This window comes from Komagataeibacter sp. FNDCR2 (assembly GCF_021295395.1).
Taxonomy (GTDB): Bacteria; Pseudomonadota; Alphaproteobacteria; order Acetobacterales; family Acetobacteraceae; genus Komagataeibacter.
In genome coordinates this window covers 2,360,880-2,367,500 of record NZ_JAIWOU010000001.1, presented here as the reverse complement: position 1 = coordinate 2,367,500, position 6,621 = coordinate 2,360,880, and the positions used below count along the sequence as shown (strand labels likewise).

Sequence of the window (6,621 nt, the reverse complement as noted above, 5' to 3'; positions counted from 1 at the left end):
ACCACCAGCGGACGGGCCTGCACATCCAGATGGGCGCGAATCTGGTGCATCACTTCCCCCGGCGCGGCGATGGCGATGCCCGGCGCTTCCTTGCGGCGCGCCGCGCCGTTCAGGAATTCGGCAATCACCTTGCCATACGCGCCATTGCGGGGCGCATCCATACCCTTGGCGTCGTCGCTCTTGAGATGGGTGAAGGTCGCAAGGCCATGTTCGCCATGCTTGAGAATACGGGCATGGATGCTATCGGCAACGACATACCAGACGGGATCGACATAACTCATTTGCATTTCTCCATTCATGCGTCGGCCCACCATGGGCGAAGCATGCGTTATTACATACATGGGCCGCCCAACCCCGCCTGTCTACCGGCTGGCACGACTGTATCTGTGCTGATAGAGTAGCTCTGTCATGACACAGCTTTCCTCCACACGGGATCCCCTGGATCTCCTGATCGAATGGGCACGCGCGGGCCTGCCCTGCGCCCTGGCGACAGTAACCTCGACATGGGGCAGTTCCCCGCGCCCGGCGGGCAGCATGATGGCGGTGTGCGCCAATGGCCGCATCGAGGGCTCGGTCAGTGGGGGCTGCGTGGAAGGCGCGGTGATCGAGGAAGCCGGAAGCGTCATGGAAACCGGACAGCCCATCAGCCTTTCCTACGGTGTATCGAGCGACGATGCATGGGCGGTCGGCCTGGCCTGTGGCGGATTGCTGGATGTGTATGTCGCGGCGGTGCGCACGCCCACCCACCCGCAGGGCACGCTGGATCTGGACCTGCTGGAAACGGTGGCCGCCAGACGCCATGCCCGCATACCCGTTATTGTCGCGACCGAACTCGCGACAGGGCAGTCACGGCTTCTCTACAAGGATGACGGGACAGCCCCCGCGACGGATGCGGCCATGGCCCGGAAGCTCCAGGCCCGTGCGCGCGACGTTTTTGAAACCGGGCGCAGCCTCCGTCTGGAAGACGATGCGGGACAGCCACAGTGGTTTCTGCACCTGATTCCCATGCCGCCGCGCCTGCTGATCATTGGGGCCGTGCATATTGCACAGGTTCTGGCCCCCATGGCGCAGACCACCGGCTTTAGCGTGACCGTGGTCGATCCGCGCTCCCAACTGGCCACGGCGGAGCGGTTTCCCGGCATCACGCTTGAGACCGACTGGCCGGATGAAACCCTTGAACGGCTGGGCGTCGATAACCAGACCGCCATTGTTACATTGACGCATGACGCCAAACTGGATGATCCGACGCTGCACTACGCCCTGAACAGCGACGCCTTCTATATAGGTGCGCTGGGCTCACGCAAAACCCAGGCCTCACGCACGGAACGGTTGCAGGAAACCGGATTTGCGCAGGCGCAGATCGCGCGGATTCATGGCCCCGTCGGGCTGGCGATCGGCGCGGTGGGCGCGGCTGAAATTGCCCTGTCCATTCTGGCCGAGATCGTGGCCGTGCGGCACAACAAGCCTCTGGGCCGGTTATCCGGCTGGGCATGAGCGGAACGCCGTCGCGTATCGCGGCCATTGTTCTGGCCGCGGGCACGTCAAGCCGCACGGCTCCGCTCCACAAGCTGCTGGCCCCCGACGCCACGGGCCTGCCCATGATCGCGCGCACCCTGCGTGCCGTCACCGCCAGTCGGGCGGATCCGGTTACGGTTGTGCTTGGCCATCGGGCCGGGGAAATCCATGAGGCCGCCCTGCCGGGCGTGCAGGCGGGGCGTACGGTCAGTTTCATCACCGCGCCAGATTACGTGGCCGGGCTGTCGCAAACGCTGGCGGCGGGGATACAGGCGCTCGGCCCACGCCATGACGTGGCGGGGGCGCTGATCTGCCTGGGGGATATGCCCCTGATCGGGACGGATCTGATCAACCGCCTGATCGCCGCTTTCATGGCACGTCCCGACCGCCCCGGCGCGCTGCCGATGCTGGGGGGCAGATGGGGAAACCCGATAATATGGAACCGCGCCCTGTTCCCCGCGCTCATGGCCCTGCGTGGCGACCAGGGCGCGCGCGGCCTGGTGCTGCAACACCAATCCGCCATGCTGCGGATTCCCGCGGGACCGGAGATCACGCAGGATTTTGATACACCCGCCCGGCTGGCCGAATTCGCACGGCTTTTTACGGGCGGTTGACCTCGGCGCTGACCGGCGCAAAGAGAGGAAACAGGATTGCGGCCCGTCCGCACGCCTGCCAACCAACCAGGACCAATGACATGAGCAAGATCATCCGCACAGAGCCCAACCCCATCCTGTCCAAGGTGGTGGAATATCATGGCTTCCTGTTCACGCAGGGATTCGTGGCCCGCGACCTGTCCGCCGACATCACGGCCCAGACCAAGGATGTGCTGGCCCAGATTGACGAGGCGCTGGAACTGCATGGCACCGACAACACCCGCCTGCTCCAGGCCCAGATCTGGCTGAAGGACATCAACGACCGTGACGCCCTGAACGCCGTATGGAGCGCCTGGCTGCCCAAGGATGGCGCGCCCGCACGCGCCTGCATACAGGCCACGATGGCCCATCCCGACGTGCTGGTCGAGATCATGCTGACCTGCACCAAATAACACCCTGGGGAAGCGGGAAAGCCCCTCTTTAACATGTCACATTTTTGCAACTTTCCCGTTTCCCGAGAATCATTCCACTTCTGTTCTCCACCACTCCGGCGGGGGGGCAGTCGCCTGAAAAACAAGGGTTAGAGAGTCCACTTAAAGATTATATTCCTATTTTTTGCCCCAGATTACGTTTTTGGGCGAAATATGCTGCGTGGCTCTTCATCGCTGGCGACACAGGCTTGTCAGGGTTGCGATGGGCTTGCTACTCGATGAACACGATGTGAGCGGGTTATTGTCATATCACCCCGGCAGAGGTGGAGAGATTGCGAAAAATGTGGATCAGGAACCTGAAGCGTAGCGTTTTTCTTTCCGTTCTCGGTGCTTCGTTCGGATTCATGTTTTCAGCCCCCGGTCAGGCCCATACCACCCAGCAGGCCAGCCATGCGGCGCATTCGCCCATCCATCATGCCGCATCCCGCCATGCCCTGGCCCACCATGCCGGTACACGCCGCGTGGCGGAACGGGGGCATGTCATCCAGTGCGTGGCCTTTGCCAAGGCCGCGTCCGATGTTGAAATCCACGGCAACGCCATTGACTGGTGGTACAAGGCCGCTGGCCACTATGCGCGCGGCAATGCGCCGGAAGAAGGCAGTGTCCTGAACTTCCGCGGCACACGCCGCATGCCGCTTGGTCATGTGGCGGTGGTACGCCACCTGGTCAATAGCCGCTCAATCATCATTGACCAGTCCCATTGGGGCCAGCGCGGAATCAGCCGCGATGTATCCGTGATCGATGTCTCACCGAATAACGACTGGTCGGCCGTCCGCGTCGCACTCAACAACCGCAGCGGCGCCTATGGCAGTATCTACCCGACCTATGGCTTCATTTACGCCCGGCCCGACACGACATCGAACATGATGCTGGCTACTTACCAGAAAGCAACGCGCAACCCGACAATCATGGCGCAGGCACAGTCACGTCATGCCACGACCGAAGTGGCGGAAGCACCGGAGAGCATTGCCGGGCGCGCGTCTTCCTCCCTCGCCTATACGGATGATGCGCCGAATCGTTCCCTGCGCTAGGCTGTTTTTTTACTGACCCTGCCGTCAGGGCCGACCGGCCCGATGGTAGGGATGCCCGGCCGAAATGGCGCGGGCACGGTAAAGCTGCTCGGCCAGCATGCCACGCACCAGCATATGCGGCCATGTCATCCTGCCAAACGAAAGGGTGTGGTCCGCGCGCTGGACAACCGGCCCATCCAGACCTTCCGCCCCGCCTATAACGAAGCATAGCGGGCGCGGCGTCTCGATCCAGCGTTCCACCGCCTTTGAAAAGGCCAGACTGTCATAAGTCTGCCCGCCTTCATCCATGGCCACGACAATGGCGCGATCAGGCAGGGCGGAGAGAATGGCCGCCCCTTCCCTGCGCTTGATCTCGTTCGGGGCGCCCCGCCCTTCCGCCAGTTCGGTCAGCTTTATGCGTGGTGAAAGCCGGGTGGCGTAGCGATCGAACAGGTCGCGTTCCACCCGATCCTTCATGCGTCCCACCGCGATCAGGTGAAACACCCCTTATTCCACCGACGTGGCGGGAACCTCCGGCGGCACATCCAGTTCCGCGCCCCACATCCGTTCCAGCCCGTACAGCGCACGCGCCTCCGCCTTGAACAGATGCACGACAATATCGCCCGCATCCAGCAGCACCCAGTCGGAACCATTGGCCCCTTCGGTCAGGACGCGCTTCAGCCCGGCTTCGCCCAGCTTGCGGTCGATATGCGCGGCCATGGCCGCGATCTGCCGGTCCGCCAGACCCGTTGCAATCACCATCCGGTCAGCAAAGGAGGCGCGCCCCGTCAGGTCGATGACGACGATGTCCTCGGCCTTGTCATCTTCCAGGCTGGTGGTGATGATTTCCAGAAACTGCTCCACACGGGGGTCCGCTTCCCGTGTTCCAGCGGAAACGGGACCAGCGACGGCGGCTTTCTTGCGGGGCGTGCCCGGCACCTGAACCGCACTACCCAGTGAACCCGCCTGCGGGCGCAACTGCGCTGTTGTGGAAGAGGTACTGCCGGTCCGGCGCTTGGCGCCATTCTCGGCTGTCGGCTTTCTGGTTATGGCTGTTACTCCCGTTCGTGGCCACAAGCGGCCCGCGATGCACGTATTTGCGTAGCAGATATAGCGTTCTGCGGCGCGGGAAGAAAGACCCATGCCGGGGGCGTGCATGTGGCCAGCAGATGGGCCGCCCGCGCGGGACGGCGCCAGCGCGCCAGCCTGCGCGCGATCCGCCCCCGCAGCGCGGCGGGATTGTAGCCCGGCCGTGGCAGGATCGCGAGCGGAACCATGTTGACGATATCCCACCACCGCCGCCACCGCCCCATCTGCGCCAGCCCGTCCGCCCCCATGAGCCAGACAAAACGCACATGCGGAAAAAGCCGCTTCAGCCGTCTTAGCGTATCAACCGTGTAGCGGGTTCCAAGCCGGGCTTCGATATCGGTCGCCAGCAGTTTCCTGTTCCGCAGGCCATGGATACGCGCGCGCACCCCGGCAAGACGCTCCGGCAGGGGGGCCATGCCCGCCACCGGCTTGAGCGGATTGCCGGGCGAGACAAGAAACCAGACCTGATCCAGCGCCAGTTGCCGCAGCGCGCGATGGGCCAACTGGATATGCCCGTCATGCACCGGGTTGAACGACCCGCCGAACAGCCCCACCCGCATATGCCGCCCATCCCCCCGCACGGGAATGGCCTGCTCCCTGTCGCGTGGCAATGCGGTCAGGCCCGGATCTGCCCCGTGCCGATCACTTCGTAGCGGTAGGTGGTCAACTGCTCCAGCCCGACGGGGCCACGGGCATGGAAGCGCCCGGTCGCGATGCCGATTTCCGCGCCGAAGCCGAACTCGCCCCCATCGCAGAACTGGGTGGAGGCGTTCCACATGACAACCGCGCTGTCGGTGCCGTTGAGGAACGTGGCGGCGGCCTGCGCGTCTTCCGTCACGATGGCCTCGGTATGCGCGCTGCCATAGCGGGCGATATGGGCCAGCGCCTCCTCCACGCCATCCACCACGGCCACGGACAGAACAGTGTCCAGCCATTCCGTGGCGAAGTCATCTTCCGTGGCCGGCGGCAGATCCGGCACGATGTCGCGCGCGCGCGCGTCCGCGCGGAAGGTGCAGCCCCGGGTCGCCAGATCCTCGATCAGTCCCGGCAGGATCTTTGGCGCGATCGCCTGATCCACCAGCAGGGTCTCGGTCGCGCCACAGATTCCGGGGCGGCGCAGCTTGGCGTTGAGCACGATGCGCCGCGCCATTTCCAGATCAGCGGCGGCATGGACGTAAGTGTGGCAAAGCCCTTCGGCATGGGCCAGCACGGGCACCCGGGCCTCGGCGCATACGCGTTCGACCAGTGACTTGCCGCCACGGGGAATGATGAGGTCGATCAGCCCCGCCGCCCCCAGCATGGACGCGACATGCGCGCGTTCGGCATCGGGCGGGATCTGCACGCATTCCACCGGCAGGCCCGCCGCGCGCAGCCCCGCCTGCATGGCCGCATGGATGACGCGCGCACTGTTCAGACTGTCCGACCCGCCACGCAGGATCACCGCGTTGCCGGACTTGATGCACAGGGCGGCGGCATCCGCCCCCACGTTGGGGCGGCTTTCATAGATCATGCCGATGACACCCACCGGCGTCGCGACACGGCGGATGCGCAGGCCATTGGGACGGTCCCATTCCGCCATGACATGGCCAACCGGGTCGGGCAGGCTGGCCACCTGTTCCAGCCCCTGCGCCATGGCCTCGACCCGTTCGGGGGTCAGGGTCAGCCGGTCGCGAAAGGCCGCGGCCCCACCAAACGCCGCCAGATCGCGCGCATTCGCCGCCAGCAGTTCGGTCTGGCTGGCGCGCAGGGCGGCGGCGGCGGCCTTCAGCGCCGCATTGCGGGTTTCGGTCGTGCTGCGGGCCAGCGTGCGGGCCGCCTGGCGCGCGGCCATGGCCATGGCGCGGATCACGTCCGGCTGCGGTGCATCAGCCCGCGTGGGGGTTGCAACAGCCTGATCCATGATCCGTTACTCCTTCATCTATT

The 6,621-nt window shown here is 64.8% G+C and carries 9 protein-coding genes (1 of these 9 cut by a window edge); 4 read left to right on the top strand and 5 right to left on the bottom strand.

From position 1 onward, the window contains the following. A protein-coding gene (locus LDL28_RS11375) for a host attachment protein (RefSeq protein ID WP_233058654.1) crosses the window boundary here: on the bottom strand, positions 1-281 show its 5' portion. It extends 100 nt beyond the left edge of the window; the window shows 281 of its 381 coding nt (coding positions 1-281); the start codon lies at positions 279-281; its stop codon lies off the left edge, out of view. Positions 282-408: 127 nt separating this feature from the next. Between LDL28_RS11375 and LDL28_RS11370 the strand changes: the two genes are divergently transcribed. The 4 genes from LDL28_RS11370 to LDL28_RS11355 all read left to right on the top strand — a co-directional run bounded on the left by LDL28_RS11370 (position 409) and on the right by LDL28_RS11355 (position 3,630). Then, positions 409-1,494: an XdhC family protein gene (locus LDL28_RS11370; protein ID WP_233058653.1), complete on the top strand. Its 1,086-nt coding sequence runs from the start codon at positions 409-411 to the stop codon at positions 1,492-1,494. Next, complete coding sequence (locus LDL28_RS11365; protein ID WP_233058652.1) at positions 1,491-2,129, top strand: nucleotidyltransferase family protein; 639 nt, start codon at positions 1,491-1,493, stop codon at positions 2,127-2,129. Before LDL28_RS11370 ends, LDL28_RS11365 begins: the two co-directional genes overlap by 4 nt. 80 nt (positions 2,130-2,209) lie before the next feature. Next, on the top strand, positions 2,210-2,560 hold the full coding sequence (locus LDL28_RS11360) for a RidA family protein (RefSeq protein ID WP_233058651.1): 351 nt from the start codon (positions 2,210-2,212) through the stop codon (positions 2,558-2,560). A 320-nt stretch (positions 2,561-2,880) separates the two neighbouring features. Beyond that, on the top strand, positions 2,881-3,630 hold the full coding sequence (locus LDL28_RS11355) for a CHAP domain-containing protein (protein ID WP_370636319.1): 750 nt from the start codon (positions 2,881-2,883) through the stop codon (positions 3,628-3,630). Between the two features lie 24 nt (positions 3,631-3,654). Here the strand turns inward: LDL28_RS11355 and LDL28_RS11350 are convergent, their stop codons facing one another. The 4 genes from LDL28_RS11350 to LDL28_RS11335 form a co-directional block, all read right to left on the bottom strand. Continuing rightward, entirely contained in the window at positions 3,655-4,113 is a 459-nt protein-coding gene (locus LDL28_RS11350; RefSeq protein WP_233058649.1) for a 23S rRNA (pseudouridine(1915)-N(3))-methyltransferase RlmH, read from the bottom strand. 3 nt (positions 4,114-4,116) lie between these two features. Beyond that, complete coding sequence (rsfS, locus tag LDL28_RS11345) at positions 4,117-4,566, bottom strand: ribosome silencing factor (RefSeq protein ID WP_233059277.1); 450 nt, start codon at positions 4,564-4,566, stop codon at positions 4,117-4,119. Positions 4,567-4,664: 98 nt separating this feature from the next. After that, positions 4,665-5,258: a nicotinate-nucleotide adenylyltransferase gene (locus tag LDL28_RS11340; RefSeq protein ID WP_233059276.1), complete on the bottom strand. Its 594-nt coding sequence runs from the start codon at positions 5,256-5,258 to the stop codon at positions 4,665-4,667. A 56-nt stretch (positions 5,259-5,314) separates the two neighbouring features. After that, entirely contained in the window at positions 5,315-6,598 is a 1,284-nt protein-coding gene (locus tag LDL28_RS11335; protein ID WP_233058648.1) for a glutamate-5-semialdehyde dehydrogenase, read from the bottom strand. Between the last annotated feature and the right edge of the window lie 23 nt (positions 6,599-6,621).

What these genes read in the sequence shown, in the direction of transcription:
- LDL28_RS11335 (WP_233058648.1), bottom strand. Translation starts at nt 6,598, where the DNA reads ATGGATCAGGCTGTTGCAACCCCCACGCGGGCTGATGCACCGCAGCCG.
- LDL28_RS11360 (WP_233058651.1), top strand. Translation starts at nt 2,210, where the DNA reads ATGAGCAAGATCATCCGCACAGAGCCCAACCCCATCCTGTCCAAGGTG.
- LDL28_RS11365 (WP_233058652.1), top strand. Translation starts at nt 1,491, where the DNA reads ATGAGCGGAACGCCGTCGCGTATCGCGGCCATTGTTCTGGCCGCGGGC.
- LDL28_RS11340 (WP_233059276.1), bottom strand. Translation starts at nt 5,258, where the DNA reads ATGCGGGTGGGGCTGTTCGGCGGGTCGTTCAACCCGGTGCATGACGGG.
- LDL28_RS11355 (WP_370636319.1), top strand. Translation starts at nt 2,881, where the DNA reads ATGTGGATCAGGAACCTGAAGCGTAGCGTTTTTCTTTCCGTTCTCGGT.
- LDL28_RS11370 (WP_233058653.1), top strand. Translation starts at nt 409, where the DNA reads ATGACACAGCTTTCCTCCACACGGGATCCCCTGGATCTCCTGATCGAA.